The following is an 18,180-nucleotide window of genomic DNA, read 5'->3' on the forward strand; positions in this document are numbered from 1 at the left end:
CAGTCTCGCAGAAAAAAATCGATTGGTCTGCGGCGAAAACCGTGAACTTCCCCGACATTTTTGACCCAAATCAGGCACTTAAGCGCCCCCGACAAGGGGAATCGGGTATAATCGCGGGCTCCCTAAATCGAATCCATCGATGGTTGGGTTGTTCACTGCTTTCACGTCTTCACGGGAGTGGGAATGTCCAATCTGAGCAATGCATTGCAGTTGCGGTCTGTCCACAGCCAACTGCCAGTCACGGCTTACTTTGACGAAGCGCTTCTAACGCGCGAAATCGAAACCCTTTTCAAGAAAGGTCCTCGCTACATCGGCCACGATCTCATGGTGCCCGAAGCGGGGAATTATTTTGCTTTGCCCAGCGAGAGCGAAGGGCGCGTGCTCGTCCGTAACCAGCAGTCGCAAGTCGAACTGCTGTCGAACGTGTGCCGCCACCGGCAAGCCATCATGCTCAACGGCCGCGGCCAGGCGGAGAACATCGTCTGCCCCCTGCATCGCTGGACGTACGATCTGAACGGCCAGCTCCTCGGCGCACCGCATTTTGCGGACAATCCCTGTCTGAATCTCGGCGCCACGCCGCTGCAGAACTGGCAAGGCCTGCTGTTCGAAGCGCAGGGGCGCGACGTCGCGCGGGATCTGGCGCGCCTCGGCACCAAGCAACATTTCGACTTTTCGGGCTTCATGTTCGATCACGTCGAAGTGCACGAGTGCAATTACAACTGGAAGACCTTCATCGAGGTCTACCTGGAGGACTACCACGTCGCGCCGTTCCATCCGGGCCTCGGCAGCTTCGTCAATTGCGACGACCTGACCTGGGAATTCGGCGAGTGGTACAGCGTGCAGACGGTCGGCGTCCACAAGGATCTGGAGCAGCCGGGCAGTCCTACCTACCGTAAATGGCACGACGAGGTGCTGCGTTTCCGTGGCGGCAATCCGCCTGAATTCGGCGCGATCTGGATGGTGTACTACCCCGGCATCATGATCGAGTGGTATCCGCACGTGCTGGTCGTGTCGTGGCTGATTCCGCGCGGTCCGCAGAAAACCACGAATGTGGTGGAGTTCTATTACCCTGAGGAAATCGCGCTGTTCGAACGCGAATTCGTCGAAGCCGAGCGCGCCGCCTACATGGAAACGGCCCGCGAAGACGACGAGATCGCCGAGCGCATGGACGCAGGCCGGCGCGCGCTGATGGAACGCGGCGAATCGCAGGTCGGCCCGTATCAGAGCCCGATGGAAGACGGCATGCAGCACTTCCACGAGTTCTTGCGGCGCGAACTCGGCACAATCTGATTCGCGCACGCTCTGCGCGTGCTCCGCATGCATCGGCGTTTGAACCGATCCTTGCGCGAGCTGCATCAAAGCATGGAAAGACGGGCTTCGGCCCGTCTTTTTTTGTTTAGACTATCAGTATCGTTCGGCCATTCGCTAACGGCGCCAAGCCGCCGGGCGAGCGCCACAATCGCCCGCTTTACAACCATCTTGCATGGGACCGGAGACGTCATGCCGCACACTCACTACACCACCCTCATTTCCGCGGCCAATCTCGCGGAACGGCTGGCCGCCGCGCCAGGCAGCGTGTTCGTCATCGATTGCCGTTTCGATCTGGCCGACACCGAGGCGGGCGAGAAAGCCTATCTGGCCGGACATTTGCCCGGCGCGCATTATCTGAACCTCGATCGCGATCTGTCGGGGCCGAAGAACGGCACCAATGGCCGCCATCCGCTGCCGGATCGCGCACGGCTGGTGGAGACGCTGGAGTCCCGCGGGCTCAAGCAGGGTCAACAGGTGGTCGCATATGACGCGCAGGGCGGCATGTACGCCGCGCGCGCATGGTGGCTGCTGCGCTGGCTTGGCCACGACGCGGTCGCGTTGCTCGACGGTGGCTTGCAAGCCTGGCAGGCCGCCGGCCATGCGCTGACGCAGGATGCGCCGGCGCAGAACACGGGCGACTTCAAAGCCGGCGCACCGCTTTCTGTCACCGTCGACGCGCAGACTGTCGAGCGCAATCTCAACACGAAAGAACGCGTGGTGGTCGATGCGCGCGCGAACGATCGCTATCGCGGCGAGAACGAGACGCTGGATCGCGTCGGTGGCCATATTCCTGGCGCGCTCAACCGGTTCTTCAAGGACAACCTCACCGCCGACGGCCGCTACAAACCGGCCCACACGCTGCGTGAGGAATTCCATGCGTTGCTGGGCGATACGTCGCCGGAACACGTCGTGCTGCAATGCGGCTCGGGCGTGACGGCATGTGTGAACGCGCTCGCCATGGAAGTCGCCGGCATGCACGGCGCGGCGCTGTATGCGGGATCATGGAGCGAGTGGAGTTCTGACCCGAAGCGGCCGGTTGCAACGGGTCCGAATCCTTAAGCGGTCCGTCAAGCAGGACGATTCGCAAAAGGCCGTGGCCGCTTTCCAGCGGCCACGGCCTTTCACATTCTTCCAGCCGAGCGCATCGGCACGCCGCTACGGCACGTCAAACGAAGGTATCGAACGCGCCCCGTCAGGCGACGCCATGCTGCTTGAACCACACCAGCGCACGTCGCCAGCCGTCCTCGGCATCAGCCTTCTTATAACTCGGCCGGTAATCTGCGAAAAACGCGTGGCCAGCGTCGTCGTACACGACGAATTGCGAGCCGCGCCCCGCCTGCGGACCCTGCGCGATGGCCTGCTTCATCTGTTCAAGCGTGTCTTGCGGAATGCTCTGATCCTGGCGGCCGTATAAACCCAGAACCGGCGCGTGCAACTGCGCCACTTCATCGAGTGGGTTGGCCGGAGTCATCGCGGTTTTCTGGCCCGTTACGCGCCCATACCAGGCCACGCCCGCCTTCAGCCGCGGATTGTGCTCGGCATATAACCACGCAATCCGCCCGCCCCAGCAGAAACCGTTCACACCCAGCCGGTTCAGATCGCCACCGTGTTCACCCGCCCACGCGACGGTTGCATCGAGATCGCCCATGACCTGGTCGTCCGGCACCTTGCTGACCAGTTGCTCGTTGAGCTGCTGCATGCTCGTGTAGACGCCCGGATCACCCTGCCGCTCGTACAGATTCGGCGCGATCGCCAGGTAACCCAGTTTGGCGAAACGCCGGCACACGTCGGCGATATGCTCGTGCACGCCGAAAATCTCGTGCACGACAATGATTACCGGCAAATGCGTCTTGCCCTTTGGCTGCGCGCGATAAGCCGGCACCAGCGTGTCGCCTGAATGCACCGCGACCTCACCGGCCTCAAGGCCTTCGCTATCGGTATGGATGGTTTGCGCCGACACCGGCAGCACAGCAGCGGCGAAACCAGTGCCGAGCGCAGCCTTGATGAAGGTACGCCGATTGAAAGGAACGTGCGGGATCAGGCTGTCGATTTCGGGTTTCAGCATGCGGCGCTCCTCGGGGGAAGGTTGGATGCAACAGGATACGCTTCACCCGCATCCTGTTGCAGATGCATCCTTTCCCAGCGCGTTCAGCGTTTAGCCTTCAGTGCAGCTTGACCCGCGGCAGCGTGGTGCGCCGCAGCCAGTGCGCGAAGGTATCGAGCACCATCCGCGCGTAGCCATGCAGCGCCGCGATATGCAGCCGGTACAGCGACATGTACATGAAGCGCGCAAACAGCCCTTCGATCAGCATATTGCCGCCGATCACGCCGCCCATCAGATTGCCGACCGCGCTGAAATGCCCGAGCGACACCAGCGAGCCGAAGTCGCGGTAGGTGAACTCCGGCAGCGGTTTGTTCTCGAGCCGGGCCGCCAGCGCTTTCATCAGGAAGCTTGCCTGCTGGTGAGCCGCTTGCGCACGCGGCGGCACGTTGCGCTCGTTGCCCGGCCATGGGCAAGCCGCGCAATCGCCAAGCGCAAAGATGTTGTCGTCGATTTCGGTTTGCAGCGTACGGCGCACGATGAGTTGCCCCAGACGATTGACCGGCAGGCCGTCGAGTTCGCTCAGGATGGCCGGTGCCTTGATGCCCGCCGCCCACACCGTCAGATCGGCGCGCACGGTCTTACCGCTCGCCGTGCGGATCATGCCGGGCGCAACTTCCGCCACGGTCTCGCCGATCATCAGCTTCACGCCGAGCTTGGTAAGCAATTCGGCGGTGGCGGTCGATACACGCTCCTGCAAAGCCGGCAAAATGCGCGGCCCCGCCTCGATCAGCACAATGCCGACGTCGTGCCGCGGATCGAGCTTATGCAAGCCGTAAGCGGACAGCACCTGGGCCGTATTGCGCAACTCAGCCGAGAGTTCGACGCCCGTCGCGCCGCCGCCGACGATCGCCACCTGGATGCGCGGCTCGGAAGAAACCGCCGTGCCCGGGGTCGATTCAACGGGTTCATGCGCCTGATGCTCCGCGCGCATGCAGGCCGCGATCAGGCGCTTGCGAAAGCGCTCCGCCTGGGCGACCGTATCGAGCGCGAGCGAGAACTCGGGCGCGCCCTTCACGCCGAAGAACGCCGTAGTGCTGCCGATCGCGATGATCAGCGTGTCGTATTCGAGTTCGCGTGCGGGCAGCAGTTCGGCGCCGTCGTCGTCGAGCACGGTGCCGAGCGTCAGACGTTTGTTCGCACGGTCCAGACCCGTCAGATCACCCTGCTGAAACTCGAAGCCGTGCCAGCGCGCTTGCGCCGCATATTCGAGCTCCTGGGTGAACGGGTCCATGCTGCCGGCTGCCACTTCATGCAGCAGCGGCTTCCAGATATGGGTTGGATTGCGGTCGACGAGCGTCACTTGCGCGCGCACGCCGCCTTTGTTCTTGTGGGGCGCATAGCGGTCGCCTAAGCGCGTCGCCAGTTCCAGCCCCCCCGCGCCTCCGCCAACGACGATAAAACGATGCATTGAACTCTCCGTATTTGCCGATGGGTTATGCGTCGCGACGGCGCGCCTCAAGCCTCACCCAGGCTTCAAGGGCGCGCCGCCTGTCTTGACCGATTGTCCGCGAGCGGCACGGGTTGTCACAAGCTATCAATACGCATATGTGACATGTGCACGACGTTATCGCCTTTCAGGCGCCCCGTCACATGCACGTCAATGCGCTTCCTCCCAGTTCAGACCGGCGCCCACTTCGGCGACCAGCGGCACTTTCAGCGCGGCGACACCGCACATCAGTTCCGGCAAACGCTTACGTACATCGGACAATTCCGCGTCCGGCACTTCGAGAATCAGTTCGTCGTGCACCTGCATGATCATGCGCGTACCGACTTTCGACTCTTCGATCCAGTTCTGCACCGCGATCATCGAGAGCTTGATCAGATCGGCGGCGGTGCCCTGCATCGGCGCGTTAATGGCCGCGCGCTCCGCGGCCTGACGGCGCGGACCATTGCCGCCATTGATCTCGGGCAGCCACAAGCGGCGGCCGAAAGCCGTCTCCACGTAGCCCTTGGACTTCGCGCTCAGACGGGTTTCGTCCATATACCGCGCGACGCCCGGATAACGCGCGAAGTAGCGGTCGATATACAGCTTGGCCGCGTCGCGCGTAATGCCGAGGTTCGCGGCAAGACCGAACGCGCTCATGCCGTAGATCAGGCCGAAGTTGATGACCTTCGCGACACGCCGCTGATCGCTCGACACTTCGAGCGGCGTCACGCTGAAAATTTCCGCCGCGGTGGCACGGTGAATGTCTTCGCCCTGCGAGAACGCACGCAGCAACGATTCGTCGCCGGAAATGTGCGCCATGATGCGCAATTCGATCTGCGAATAATCGGCGGAGACGAGCTTATGGCCCGGCGGCGCAATGAACGCCTCGCGAATCCGGCGCCCTTCGGCGGTGCGCACGGGAATGTTCTGCAGGTTCGGATCGTTCGACGCCAGCCGGCCCGTGACCGCCACCGCCTGCGCATAGTTCGTATGCACACGGCCGGTGGTGGCGTTGACCATGCGCGGCAGCTTGTCGGTGTAGGTCGATTTCAGCTTCGACAGGCCGCGGTGTTCGAGCAGGATCTTCGGCAGCGGATAGTCTTCAGCGAGTTTTTGCAGCACTTCTTCGTCGGTGGACGGCGCGCCGCTCGGGGTCTTTTTGACCACCGGCAATTCGAGCTTCTCAAAGAAGATCTGGCCGATCTGCTTGGGTGAACCCAGATTGAATTCGCCGCCGGCCAGCACGTACGCCTCGCTTTCCAGTTGAATCAGACGCGTGGCGATTTCGCTGCTTTGCGCGCGCAGTTTTTCGGCGTCGATCAGCACGCCGGTGCGCTCCATCTTGCGCAAGACACGCGAGGTGGGTACTTCGATATCGCGATATACGTAGTCGAGCGTTTTCTCCGCGGCCACCTGCGGATACAAAGCCTGATGCAGACGCAAGGTGATGTCGGCGTCTTCCGCTGCGTATTCGGCGGCCTGTTCCAACGCGACTTCGTCGAAGCCGATTTGCGACGCACCCTTGCCCGCGACCTCTTCGTACTTGATCGTCTTGATGCCGAGATGGCGCAGCGCGAGGCTGTCCATGTCGTGTGTGCGGTGCGATTCGAGCACGTACGACTCCAGCAGCGTGTCGTGTTCGACGCCGCGCATTTCGATGCCGTAGTTCGCCAGCACCTGCTCGTCGTACTTCATGTGCTGGCCGACTTTCTTGTGCTCAGCGCTTTCCAGCCACGGCTTGAGCTTCGCCAGCACTTCGTCGCGCGGCAGTTGCACGGGCGCGTCCGGGCCGCGGTGCGCGAGCGGTACATAAGCCGCGCGGCCAGCTTCGACCGACAACGACAAGCCCACGATTTGCGCGGTCATCGGATCGAGCGAGGTGGTTTCGGTATCGAACGCCGTCAATTCGGCGGCGTTGATTTTCTCAAGCCACGCGTCGAACTGCTCCCAGCTCTGCACGGTGTCGTAGTGACGTTCGTGATCCACGGTGAGCGCCGGCGGCACGTCGGTCTCGGGCCCTTCCACAGCCTCGGCGACTTCCACTTCGCGCAGCCAGGTCTTGAAACCGTTGCGCGTGAACACGTCGCGCAGTTCCTCGCGCGATTCCGGCCGGCTTTGCAGGCTCTCTTCGATCGACACGATGTGGCCGGTCAGATCGCATTGCCGCTCGACGGTGACGAGTTTCTTCGCCATCGGCAGAAAATCGAGTGCACGTCGCAGATTGTCTCCTACCGCACCTTTGATTTCGTCCGCATGTGCGACGATGCCGTCGAGTGTCTCGTACTGCGTGAGCCATTTGATGGCCGTTTTCGGGCCGCATTTCTCGACGCCTGGCACGTTGTCGACGGTATCGCCGATCAACGACAGGTAGTCGATGATGCGTTCCGGCGGCACGCCGAATTTGGCGATCACGCCTTCGCGGTCGAGCTTCTCGTTCGTCATCGTATTGATGAGGGTGACATGATCCGACACGAGCTGCGCCAGATCCTTGTCCCCAGTCGACACGATCACATTCATGCCGCGTTTTTCGGCTGCGGTGCTGAGCGTGCCGATCACGTCGTCCGCTTCGACGCCTTCGATCATCAGCAGCGGCCAGCCGAGCGCGCGCACGGCGACGTGAATCGGCTCGATCTGGCGAGCGAGATCTTCCGGCATCGACGGGCGGTTCGCCTTATAGTCGGCATACCAGTCGTCGCGGAACGTTTTGCCCTTGGCGTCGAACACGCACGCGCTATACTCTGCGGTGACTTCCTTGCGCATGCGCCGCAGCATGTTGATCATTCCATAGAGCGCCCCCGTCGGACCACCTTCGGGTCCGCGCAGATCAGGCATCGCATGGTAGGCCCGGTACAGATAACTCGAACCGTCGACCAATAGCAGGGTCTTACCTTCAAGGCTTCGTTCTTCAGGCATTATGACTAAGAGAAAAGTGATTCCGAGTCTGCGATCACTCGCAGATCAAGAGCGCGCTACGGCTAAGAAGGCCCGCGCATCGTGGCAGATGTTCACGATTATGGCAGAGTTTATCGAGGCGACCGAGTACCTCTCGGAGATTCGCCCGGCTGTCAGCATCTACGGTTCAGCGCGCCTGAAACCGAACTCGCCCTATTACAAACTCGCCACGCAAATTGCGCGCAAACTGTCGGACGCCGGCTTCGCGGTCATCTCGGGCGGCGGCCCCGGCATCATGGAAGCGGCCAACAAGGGCGCGCATGCCGGCAAGGCCCCGTCGGTCGGCCTGAACATTGAACTGCCGCACGAGCAATCGGGCAATCAGTGGCAGGACATTTCGCTGCGTTTCCGCCATTTCTTCACGCGCAAAGTCACGTTCGTGAAGAACTCGGATGCGGTGATCGTCATGCCGGGCGGCTTCGGCACGCTGGACGAGCTCGCCGAAGTTCTCACGCTGATTCAAACCAAGAAGTCGCGCCACGTGCCGATCATTCTGGTGGGCGGCGAGTTCTGGGAAGGCCTGCTTGCGTGGTTCAGGAACTCGCTCACGCCGATGGGCCTGATCAATCCGGCGGACATGGACTTGATGCAGGTGATCGACGATCCGGATCAGGTGCTCGAAGCGGTGCTGAAGTTCTACGAAGATCGCGAAGAAGCCGAACCGCATCCGGCCAAGTCGGATGAAGACCGGATGTTCTATCTGTGATGCCGGATCTTCGCGCTCCGTGCGCGAAGTAGGTGCATCAAATGCGCGTGCGGACCGGCCGCGGGCTGCTCCAGGTGCGTCGAGCAGCCCACGCAGGTCCTAGCGGGCGGCCTCCAGGTCGCTCGCTTCCGCCATATCGGTCTGATCCCCCTGCGCTTGCAGCCATTCGCAGAACTGCGCCACGAGCGGCGCCTGCGCGACTTCCCGCCTCGCCACCCACCAATAGCCGCGTGCATCGATACGTGGGCCGGCCAACGGCACGACAAGCCGTCCCGATGCCAGCTCATCCGCCAGCAAAGGCAATGGACCGAGCGCCACGCCGAGGCCATCCACCGCAGCCTGCAAAGCCAGATAGAAGTGATCGAACGACTGCTTCTTCCGGCATTTCGCCGTGACGCCTGCTGCCGATAACCAGATACCCCACGCATCGGGCCGCGTGTCCGAGTGCAGCAGCACGTGCCTCGCAAGATCGTCGGCTACGCCGATCGGCGAGCGTTGCAGGAGCGCGGGGCTGCACACCGGAATCTCGCTCTCACCCAGGAAATGACCGCTTACGCAGTTCGCCCAATGCGCCGGACCGCGCCGCACCGCGACGTCGAAGCTATCCAGGGTTTCGACCGGGGCGTTTGAGGTCGACAAGCGCAGTTCCACATTCGGCACCTTGCGCTGGAACTGATGGAGCCGTGGCAGCAGCCATTTCATTGCGAAAGTCGGCAACGCATTCACCCTTAAAACGTGAACGACGCCCGTATCGCGCAGTTGGTCGGTAGCGAGCGCGATGCTGTCGAACGCGGCCTGGACGGTGGCCAGATAGCGGCGACCGTCGTCGGTCAGACGCACGCGTTTGCCGCGGCGATGGAACACCTGCACGCCGAGCCAGGTTTCGAAAGCAGCAACCTGCCGGCTAATTGCACCGTGCGTCACATGCAATTCGTTCGCCGCGGCAGTGAAGCTTTCATGCCGCGCCGCGGCTTCGAACGCGCGGAGCGCCGGAAAAGGAGGGAGATTACGGGCCATGCTTGTGATTCTAGATCACAAAGGCGCGCTCAAAAATCGTTTTGCCCGGAACCGGTTCGGCGCTAATCTCCTGAGCTTGAACTGGAAGCGTAGCGAAATGGATCATGAACTCACCTCGGCCGAGATGGATCTCGCGCCCACGCCCACATTGCGGGAGATCTTTGGCGGCTTTCTCGGCCTCGGGCTGATCTCGTTTGGCGGTGCGCTGCCGCTCGCGCGGCGCGCCTTGGTCGAGCAACGGCGCTGGCTGACCGGCGCGGAATTCACCGATTTGCTCGGTTTATGCCAATTCTTGCCGGGCGGCAACGTCATCAATCTTTCAGTGGCGATCGGGATGCGCTTTCGCGGCGTGCCGGGGGCGCTGGCGGGTTTGCTCGGCTTGATCGCGGGGCCGTCGCTAGTGGTAATCGGCCTTGGCGTGCTGTACGAACACACGCAAAACGACCCGCACGTTCGCCACCTGTTTGCCGGTCTCGCGGCGGCGGCGTCCGGCCTGCTGATCTCGATGGCCGTGAAGATCCTGCTGCCACTGCGGAATAAACCCATGGCCGCGCTTATCGCGGCGCTCGGATTCATCGCGATTGCCATCATGCGTCTGCCGCTTCTGCCTACGATGCTGGTGCTCACGCCGCTTAGCATCTACATCGCATCGAGGGCCGCACGATGAACGACACGCTCATTTCGCTTGCCATCATTTTCAGCCAGCTTTCGTTGCTGGCGTTCGGCGGCGGCAATACGATTCTTCCGGAGATGCAGCGTCAGGTGGTGGATGTGCATCACTGGATGCCGGCCAGCGAGTTCAGCGCGCTGTTCGCGCTCGCGCAAGCGGCGCCGGGGCCGAATCTCATGATCGTCACGCTGATCGGCTGGCATGTGGCGGGTTGGGCGGGCATGCTGGTGACTTCGGTGGCGAAGTTCGGGCCATCGTCGCTCGTCACGATTCTCGCGCTGCATGCGTGGGATCGATTCAAGGACCGCCCGTGGCGACGTTACGCGCAAATGGGTCTGGTGCCGGTGACGGCTGGCATCGTCGCGGCGAGCGCCGCGCTGATCGCCGAGGCGTCGAACCCGACGGCGATTGCGTGGGCAATCTGCGCTTTTACCGCTGTGCTGGCGCTGAAAACGCGGATTCATCCGCTGTGGCTGCTGGCGGCGGGGAGTTTGATCGGGCTGACGGGGTTTGGGCAGTTTTGAGTCTTGAGACCAGGGCGAGCGGAGCAGATGCTCGCCCTGGCCTCATCGTCCCTTACCGGCGCTTACTGAAACGCCACTTCCGCAAAGCTGCGCAACTTCCGGCTATGCAAGCGATGCAGGCCATTCATCCGCAACAACTCCATCGCCTTCACACCGATCTGCAGATGCTGATCGACTTGTGCGCGATAGAACTGATCCGCCATGCCCGGCAGTTTCAATTCGCCATGCAAAGGTTTGTCCGACACGCATAGCAAGGTGCCGTAAGGCACGCGGAAACGGAATCCGTTCGCGGCGATCGTCGCACTTTCCATATCGAGCGCGACCGCGCGGCTTTGCGACAGCCGCTGCACCGGTTCACGATGATCGCGCAACTCCCAGTTGCGGTTATCCACGCTCGCCACCGTGCCCGTGCGCATCACACGCTTCAATTCGACGCCATCCAGTTGCGTGACCTGCGCGACCGCACGCTCCAACGCCACCTGCACTTCGGCCAGGGCGGGAATCGGCACCCACAGCGGCAAATCGTCGTCGAGCACGTGATCCTCGCGCACATAACCGTGCGCCAGCACGTAGTCGCCCAACCGCTGCGTATTGCGCAGACCCGCGCAATGGCCGAGCATGACCCACGCATGCGGGCGCAGCACGGCGATGTGGTCCGTGATCGTCTTCGCGTTCGACGGCCCGACGCCGATGTTGACCATCGTGATGCCGCTGCCATCGGCCCGCTTCAGGTGATACGCGGGCATCTGCGGCAGACGCGGCGGCGCCGTGCCTTCCTGCGCCTGCTCGCCGAGATTCTCGTTGTACGTGATCACGTCGCCCGGCTCGACGAACGAGGTGTATTCGCTGCGATAAGCGCGCAACTCTTCGTCGTCGGTATGCGCCATCATCGTGCGGCCGAGTTTGACGAACTCGTCGATATAGAACTGGTAGTTCGTGTACAGCACGTAATTCTGGAAATGCGTGGGCGAAGTCGCCGTGTAATGCTTCAGCCGATGCAGCGAGAAATCCACCCGCGCCGCCGTGAATAGCGCTAGCGGATGCGGCTCGCCCGGCAGAGGTTCATACGTGCCGTTGACGATGCGGTCGTCGAGCAGCGCGAGGTCCGGCGTATCGAATACATCGCGCATCAGGAACAGGCGTTCGCGATCCAGATCGCCCTCGAGATGGATGCCTTCGGAAAAGGCAAAGTGAATCGGAATCGGCTGATCGGACACGCCGACTTCGATCTTCACGTGATGGTTCTTCGCCAGCAGGCGCAATTGCTCGCGATAGTAATTGCCGAACAGATCGGGCCGGGTGACAGTCGTCTCGAACACACCCGGACCCGCGACGAACCCATACGAGCGGCGCGAGTCTATATGCGTGTTGACTTCGGTGCGTACCCTGACGAACGGGTAGCAGGCCCGCACGCGGCGTTCGAACAGTTCGTTGCGGCGATAGCGCGCGAAGACGTCGCGCAGGAACGAGGTGTTCGCTTCGTAGATCGCCGACAGGCGCGTGACGGCCTCGGTCGCGTCGTCAAAGGATTCGGTTGGGAAGCTGTTGGCGGGAGTCTGCACCGCGCGTTGATTGGTATCGTTGTTCATCTTCATTCACCTCGATTGATGAGATGACATTACCACGGAACCCGTGATCGCCAAATGACCTCGCGGCACCTACCGTAACTGCCGCCGCGGCGACCGCAAGATTGCGCGCACGCCGCGCGAAAGCGGCGCAAAATAAGGTGATCGCGCCCGGGGGCAAGGCTGGATTTGCTAGAATCGGGGCACCATATTGGAGAATCACCATGAAGCCGTTCCTTCCCGTCGCCGTTGCACTGGCCCTCGCCTTTGGCAACGCCGCGATGGCTGCCCAGCCTGTCGATGACACTCCGCCTCCCGGTACGCCCCAGTCCGCCAATGAACGGGCCGGTCTGCCTGACCTGGCGAAGATCAATCGTCCGGCCGCCGAGGTCAGCTCGAAGGTCGAAATCAACGTCCCGCGCACGCCGAGCTTCTACGAACGCAGCGCTAACGGCACCGAAATCACCGAATACCGCGACAAGGGCAAACCCGTCGAAATCAACGTGCATTCGAATCTCGGCACGCGCTATCAGATGAGCGCGCCGCTCGACTCGTCGCCTACCGTGCGCGACAACGGCCGCGCCAGCACGCGCTTGCCGTCGGTGAACCTGACTTATTGATAGTTGCCCGGGTGGGCGGCCCGGCGTAAGCCGCCCCCCTGGATCTGTGCGGCCCGCGGGCGTCGCCCCGGGCTTTCAGCCTGCTTGCCGATTTTCAGCACCTCACACCTCGCACTGGCCGCATCGCGCCAGCCCGACTAACCTGACTCGACGTTTCCCGCATGGCTGTCTTCACCGCTGTCACCGAACCCCAACTAGCAGAATGGATGCGTCACTACGATCTCGGCGAAGTCGTCGAGTTTCGCGGCATCCCGTCCGGTATTGAGAACAGCAACTTCTTTCTGACTACGACGCGCGGCGAATACGTCCTCACCATTTTCGAGAAGCTGACGGCCGGGCAACTGCCGTTCTATCTCGATCTGATGCGGCATCTGGCCGCGCACCGCGTGCCGGTGCCGGACCCCATGCCGCGCGAAGATGGCGCGCTGTTCGGCACATTGCATGGCAAGCCCGCAGCCATCGTGACCAAACTCGAAGGCGCGCCGGAGATGGCGCCGCAAGTCGAACACTGCGTCGAAGTCGGGCAAATGCTTGCACGCATGCACCTGGCGGGACGCGATTACGCACGCTATCAGCCGAATCTGCGCAGCCTGCCGTGGTGGCAGGAAACCGTGCCGACCATCCTGCCGTTCCTCGAGGGCGCGCAGCGCGACTTGCTGTCGTCCGAACTGGCGCATCAGGAGGCGTTCTTCGCGTCGGCGGATTACGCCAGCTTGCCCGAAGGTCCCTGTCACGCCGACCTGTTCCGCGATAACGCGCTGTTCGCGCATGCGGCGCCGGAAAGCGGCCACGAGGTGCGCCTGGGCGGCTTCTTCGACTTCTATTTCGCCGGCTGCGACAAGTGGCTGTTCGACGTCGCGGTCACGGTCAACGACTGGTGCGTCGACCTCGCCACCGGCAAGCTCGACGAGGCGCGCACCGAGGCCCTGCTGCGCGCTTACCAAACCGTGCGCCCGTTCACCGCCGAAGAAAACCGCCATTGGGGCGATATGCTGCGCGCGGGCGCCTACCGCTTCTGGGTCTCGCGCCTGTATGATTTTCATTTGCCGCGCGCGGCCGAGATGCTCAAACCGCACGACCCCGGCCATTTCGAGCGCATCCTGCGCGAACGCCTGACCGGCGCTGCTCTTCCAGGCATTCATACCTCATGCAACTGATCGAAGTCCCCGCGAAAACCGGCTATGTCTGGTTCCGGCAGGGTATCTGGCTGTTCCGCAAGAACCCGCTCGCGTTTCTGACGCTGTTCTTCACCTATCTGCTGGTCATGACGCTCGCCGCGCAGATTCCGGTGATCGGCGGCGTATTGCCGCTCGTCTTCATTCCGGGCGTCGCGGTCGGCTTCATGGCGGCGTGCCGCAACACCATCGCGGGCAAGCCGGTGTTCCCGACCATTCTGGTGGACGGTTTTCACTCGTATGGCCCGGGGGTCGCCAAGCGCCTGCTGCTGCTGGGCGTGCTGTACGTCGTCGCAATGGCGCTGGTGCTGGCCGGCTCGGCACTTGCCGACGGCGGCATGCTGCTGAAGGTCATGCTCGGCATGGCCACGGTGGATCAGGACGTGGTCGCCAACAGCAATATTCCACTGGCGGTGCTCACTGCGTTCGCGTTCTACGTACCCGTAGCGATGATTTTCTGGTTCTCACCGATTCTTACCGCGTGGCACGACGTACCACCCGTCAAGGCGATGTTCTTCAGCGTTGTCAGTTGCTGGCGCAATCGTGGTGCGTTCATTGTGTTCGGCGCACTGTGGTTCGCCGTAGCAACCACGGTCTCGTTCGGCCTGACCGCGTTGATGCAGGCGCTAGGCGCAGGCGACTTCGCGTTCGCGATCCTGATGCCCGCTACGATGATCGTCACGACCATGCTGTACTGCTCGTTCTACGCGACCTATCGCGGCTGCTTTGGTGTGCAAACGCCCGAAGCACCAGACCTGCCGACCACTCCGGCGGCTTGATTGCCTTTTGAGGGGCGGGCGTTTTTCCGACGCCCTCCCTCGTCCTCCTGTCCTCAAGCGCGCCGCCCGCCGCTCCACTGAATCCCCGCCGTACTCGTCAACTTGCGTCGATTTGCGGCACAATAGTTTGCGCGCAATCGATTTGCACGCTCTTTTCATGCGAGATGCAACATGACCCAGCGCCCTGCCTTGCCCTTCACGCTAGACGAGCAACTCTGTTTCGCTCTCTATTCAACCTCGCTGGCAATGACGAAAGCGTACAAGCCGCTGCTCGACAAGCTCAGCCTCACCTATCCGCAATATCTGGCAATGCTGGCGCTCTGGGAAGCCGACGACGTTACGGTCAAGGACCTCGCCGCCCGATTGAATCTCGACTCGGCAACGGTCACACCGCTGCTGAAACGTCTCGAAGCCCAGGGCTACCTGGAACGGGTGCGCGGAGTCGAGGATGAGCGGCTCGTCTATATCCGGCTCACCAAAACGGGCACCGCACTGAAGCGTCAGGCACGCGAAGTGCCGGCGGAAATCTTCTGCGCGACCCAGCAGTCACCGGAATTCCTGCTCCGCCTGCGCGACGATCTGACACGTTTGCGCACTACGCTCAACGATTACATGGACCACTAGCCGGCCTGCTGGAAAAAGCATGCTATCGCTACGATGCAAAAATTAATTTGCACGCAAATGATTTGTGTACTATCTTTATCACATGCCGCTTCGATAGCACTCCGCCAGAACGGCTGGCAAGCACACAGCGGCAAGCAAGCAGACCCTGACAACCCAGATTGAGGAGCAGCACCATGAACATCCTGTACAAGGCAAGCGCAACGAGCACCGGTGGACGTGATGGCCGTGCAGTGTCGTCGGACAATGCGTTGGACGTGAAACTGGCGGCACCGCGTGAACTGGGCGGCACGGGCGCCGCGGGCACCAACCCGGAACAACTCTTTGCAGCCGGCTATTCGGCATGTTTCCTGAGCGCGATGAAATTCGTTGCCGGCCAGCGCAAGCAGGCTTTGCCGGCTGACACGCAAGTTACGGCAGAAGTGGGAATCGGCCCGAACGACAAAGGCGGTTTCGCGCTTGACATCGATCTGCGCGTCTCGTTGCCGGGCCTCGCTGCTGACGCGGCCAAGGAACTGGTCGACGCAGCGCATCAAGTCTGCCCGTACTCGAATGCCACGCGCAACAACGTGGCCGTGCGCCTGCAAGTCGCGTAAGCCGCGGCCTGAACGGCTCGTTGATGAGTAGTTGACAGCGCACGGCGAAAGCGCGCCACGCTGAACAGCGCCCGCACCCGGTAAAACGGGGCCGGGCGCTGCGCCGTCTTATGGATGCGGCACGTAAAGTGCGTTATGGGAGTTGGCGATCACTTACCATCGCCGATCCTATGGATAATTGCCCGGGTCCGTAATATCGCCGCCTGGCAATTCGTCATTGCGCATGCCGATACTCGATCCCCAGCCATTCACCCTGTCCACCATTCCGATGACACGCGTCCGACATCTGAGCAATACCTTCGATACCGGTCTGGTCTGGTTTCGCCGTGACCTGCGCAACACGGACAACGCCGCGCTCTACTACGCGCTCAAGCATTGCGAGCGCGTGTGGTGCGTGTTCGTATTCGACACGACAATCCTGCAACCGCTGATCGACGCCTGGCAAACCCGTCATGCGGGCGCGCAAGCGCAGGACCGCCGCATCGAGTTCATCCTTGCTGCATTGGGCGAACTGGACGACGCGCTGCGCGCCAAGGGCGGCGGCCTCATTGTGCTGTACGGCGATCCGGCCGATCTCGTGCCCAGGCTTGCCGGCGAACTCGAGGTCGACGCGGTATTCGCGAATCACGATTACGAACCGGTCGCGATCGAGCGTGATGAAACGGTGCGGGGGCGGCTCGCCGAAGCTGGACGGCAATGGCTGACGTTCAAGGATCAGGTGATTTTTGAGCGTGAGGAGGTGCTAACGGGCCAGAACAGACCGTTCACGGTGTTCACACCGTACAAGAACGCATGGCTCAAGCAACTGACGGCCTTCGATTTGAAGCCGTATCCGGTGGAAAGCTACTCGAACCATCTGGCCGCGCTACCGCCGAGGCTGGACCGCGCGTTGCCGACGCTCGATCAACTCGGCTTTGCACCGAGCAATCTCGCGGAACTCAGCTTGCCCACCGGGATGAGCGGCGCGCAACGTCTGCTCGACGACTTCATGACCCGCATCGACAGCTATCAGGACCGGCGCGACTTTCCCGCCGTCAAAGGACCAAGCTACCTGTCGATGCCTCTGCGTTTCGGTACGGTCTCGATCCGCACGCTCGCGCGTTTCGCGCACGAAAGCTCACTGCAGCCCGACGGGCAAGGCTCAGCCACATGGCTTTCGGAACTGATCTGGCGGGATTTTTACTTCATGATCCTCGCGCATCATCCGAAGCTGGCGGCTGGCGCATCGTTCAAGGAAGAGTACGAGCGGCTGCGCTGGGAGCAAGGCCCGGCAGCGGACGAAGCGTATGCCGCATGGTGCGACGGCCGTACCGGCTATCCGTTAGTCGACGCCGCGATGCTGCAACTGAACCGCACGGGGTACATGCACAACCGCCTGCGAATGGTGACGGCGAGTTTTCTAGTAAAGGATCTGGGCGTCGACTGGCGACTCGGCGAGCGCTATTTCGCCGAACAATTGAACGACTTCGATTTCGCAGCGAACAACGGCGGCTGGCAATGGGCGGCATCGACGGGATGCGATGCGCAACCGTATTTCCGGATTTTCAACCCGATCACGCAGTCCGAAAAATTCGACACGGATGGCCGCTTTATCAAGCGCTACTTGCCCCAGCTCGCGAAACTCCCGGCCAAATGGATTCACGCGCCGTGGCTGGCAGGTGCGGAACGGCTAGCGGAGTTCGGCGTGATATTGGGCAAGGATTATCCTGCACCGATCGTCGATCATGCTGAGGCGCGGCAACGTACACTTGCCCGTTTCGGCAAGTAAGTGCCCGCTCACATTGGTTTGCCCGGAAATGTCTGGAGGAGACTGAGCGAGGCGTTTTTGCTGTCGCTACGCTTCTAACGACTCGACAGTTGGGGCGCCTGCCCCCAAACACCGGCGTTCTTCACTACACACCGATGCTCAAACCCGCGCAGCTTAGTGCTGGCTCATCCACGACGGATGACGGGTGGTCGCCTCACGGTCCAGCTTGCGCATACGGAATTCCAGATCGTACAGATCGGTTGCTTCTGCGAGGAAGGCGTCAGCGCGTTCTTTCGCGAGTTGATCGGGCGATTTGGTCAGAAACAGAAACAGGCGGCTAAGCAGATACATGGTCAACCTCGACAAT

17 protein-coding genes are annotated in these 18,180 nt (G+C 61.9%); 11 read left to right on the forward strand and 6 right to left on the reverse strand.

Annotated features, from left to right (window positions below):
* Nucleotides 1-183: 183 nt before the first annotated feature.
* Both GH665_RS37605 and GH665_RS37610 read left to right on the forward strand, forming a co-directional pair.
* Nucleotides 184-1,290, forward strand: a complete 1,107-nt coding sequence (locus tag GH665_RS37605) for an aromatic ring-hydroxylating oxygenase subunit alpha (protein WP_153142055.1) — start codon at nt 184-186, stop codon at nt 1,288-1,290.
* Between the two features lie 210 nt (nt 1,291-1,500).
* Complete coding sequence (locus GH665_RS37610) at nt 1,501-2,370, forward strand: sulfurtransferase (protein ID WP_153142056.1); 870 nt, start codon at nt 1,501-1,503, stop codon at nt 2,368-2,370.
* Nucleotides 2,371-2,503: 133 nt separating this feature from the next.
* Here the strand turns inward: GH665_RS37610 and GH665_RS37615 are convergent, their stop codons facing one another.
* The 3 genes from GH665_RS37615 to polA all read right to left on the reverse strand — a co-directional run bounded on the left by GH665_RS37615 (nt 2,504) and on the right by polA (nt 7,754).
* Nucleotides 2,504-3,376: a dienelactone hydrolase family protein gene (locus GH665_RS37615; RefSeq protein ID WP_153142057.1), complete on the reverse strand. Its 873-nt coding sequence runs from the start codon at nt 3,374-3,376 to the stop codon at nt 2,504-2,506.
* A 97-nt stretch (nt 3,377-3,473) separates the two neighbouring features.
* Nucleotides 3,474-4,823, reverse strand: a complete 1,350-nt coding sequence (locus GH665_RS37620) for an NAD(P)/FAD-dependent oxidoreductase (protein ID WP_046571987.1) — start codon at nt 4,821-4,823, stop codon at nt 3,474-3,476.
* A 189-nt stretch (nt 4,824-5,012) separates the two neighbouring features.
* Nucleotides 5,013-7,754: a DNA polymerase I gene (polA, locus tag GH665_RS37625; protein WP_153142058.1), complete on the reverse strand. Its 2,742-nt coding sequence runs from the start codon at nt 7,752-7,754 to the stop codon at nt 5,013-5,015.
* Between the two features lies 1 nt (nt 7,755).
* Between polA and GH665_RS37630 the strand changes: the two genes are divergently transcribed.
* Nucleotides 7,756-8,499, forward strand: a complete 744-nt coding sequence (locus GH665_RS37630) for an LOG family protein (RefSeq protein ID WP_153142059.1) — start codon at nt 7,756-7,758, stop codon at nt 8,497-8,499.
* Nucleotides 8,500-8,598: 99 nt separating this feature from the next.
* Here the strand turns inward: GH665_RS37630 and GH665_RS37635 are convergent, their stop codons facing one another.
* Nucleotides 8,599-9,516 (reverse strand): transcriptional regulator GcvA, encoded by a 918-nt coding sequence (locus GH665_RS37635; protein WP_153142060.1) that lies wholly within the window; start codon nt 9,514-9,516, stop codon nt 8,599-8,601.
* 97 nt (nt 9,517-9,613) lie between these two features.
* Here GH665_RS37635 and GH665_RS37640 point away from each other — a divergent pair, with 97 nt between their 5' ends.
* Nucleotides 9,614-10,183, forward strand: a complete 570-nt coding sequence (locus tag GH665_RS37640; protein ID WP_153142061.1) for a chromate transporter — start codon at nt 9,614-9,616, stop codon at nt 10,181-10,183.
* The gene (locus GH665_RS37645; protein WP_153142062.1) at nt 10,180-10,710 is read left to right on the forward strand and encodes a chromate transporter; all 531 of its coding nucleotides are present in this window, start codon (nt 10,180-10,182) and stop codon (nt 10,708-10,710) included. Before GH665_RS37640 ends, GH665_RS37645 begins: the two co-directional genes overlap by 4 nt.
* Nucleotides 10,711-10,772: 62 nt before the next feature.
* On the opposite strand, the gene GH665_RS37650 is transcribed toward GH665_RS37645, so the two are convergent.
* Complete coding sequence (locus GH665_RS37650) at nt 10,773-12,299, reverse strand: AMP nucleosidase (protein WP_153142063.1); 1,527 nt, start codon at nt 12,297-12,299, stop codon at nt 10,773-10,775.
* Between the two features lie 200 nt (nt 12,300-12,499).
* Here GH665_RS37650 and GH665_RS37655 point away from each other — a divergent pair, with 200 nt between their 5' ends.
* The 6 genes from GH665_RS37655 to GH665_RS37680 all read left to right on the forward strand — a co-directional run bounded on the left by GH665_RS37655 (nt 12,500) and on the right by GH665_RS37680 (nt 17,834).
* Nucleotides 12,500-12,895: a hypothetical protein gene (locus tag GH665_RS37655; RefSeq protein ID WP_028196163.1), complete on the forward strand. Its 396-nt coding sequence runs from the start codon at nt 12,500-12,502 to the stop codon at nt 12,893-12,895.
* Between the two features lie 161 nt (nt 12,896-13,056).
* The gene (locus GH665_RS37660) at nt 13,057-14,052 is read left to right on the forward strand and encodes a homoserine kinase (protein ID WP_153142064.1); all 996 of its coding nucleotides are present in this window, start codon (nt 13,057-13,059) and stop codon (nt 14,050-14,052) included.
* The gene (locus GH665_RS37665; RefSeq protein WP_153142065.1) at nt 14,043-14,849 is read left to right on the forward strand and encodes a BPSS1780 family membrane protein; all 807 of its coding nucleotides are present in this window, start codon (nt 14,043-14,045) and stop codon (nt 14,847-14,849) included. The genes GH665_RS37660 and GH665_RS37665 overlap by 10 nt, the downstream gene beginning before the upstream one ends.
* Nucleotides 14,850-15,020: 171 nt before the next feature.
* Nucleotides 15,021-15,473 carry a MarR family winged helix-turn-helix transcriptional regulator gene (locus tag GH665_RS37670; RefSeq protein ID WP_153142066.1) on the forward strand — a complete coding sequence of 151 codons (453 nt, stop codon included), beginning with the start codon at nt 15,021-15,023 and terminating at the stop codon, nt 15,471-15,473.
* Nucleotides 15,474-15,646: 173 nt separating this feature from the next.
* Nucleotides 15,647-16,066, forward strand: coding sequence for an organic hydroperoxide resistance protein (locus tag GH665_RS37675; RefSeq protein WP_153142067.1), 420 nt, complete (start codon nt 15,647-15,649; stop codon nt 16,064-16,066).
* Nucleotides 16,067-16,334: 268 nt separating this feature from the next.
* Nucleotides 16,335-17,834, forward strand: coding sequence for a cryptochrome/photolyase family protein (locus GH665_RS37680; protein ID WP_153142068.1), 1,500 nt, complete (start codon nt 16,335-16,337; stop codon nt 17,832-17,834).
* A 153-nt stretch (nt 17,835-17,987) separates the two neighbouring features.
* Here GH665_RS37680 and GH665_RS37685 read toward each other — a convergent pair whose 3' ends face one another.
* Complete coding sequence (locus tag GH665_RS37685; RefSeq protein WP_081833034.1) at nt 17,988-18,164, reverse strand: DUF3563 family protein; 177 nt, start codon at nt 18,162-18,164, stop codon at nt 17,988-17,990.
* Nucleotides 18,165-18,180: the final 16 nt, after the last annotated feature.

The organism is Paraburkholderia agricolaris (assembly GCF_009455635.1).
Classification (GTDB): Bacteria; Pseudomonadota; Gammaproteobacteria; order Burkholderiales; family Burkholderiaceae; genus Paraburkholderia; species Paraburkholderia agricolaris.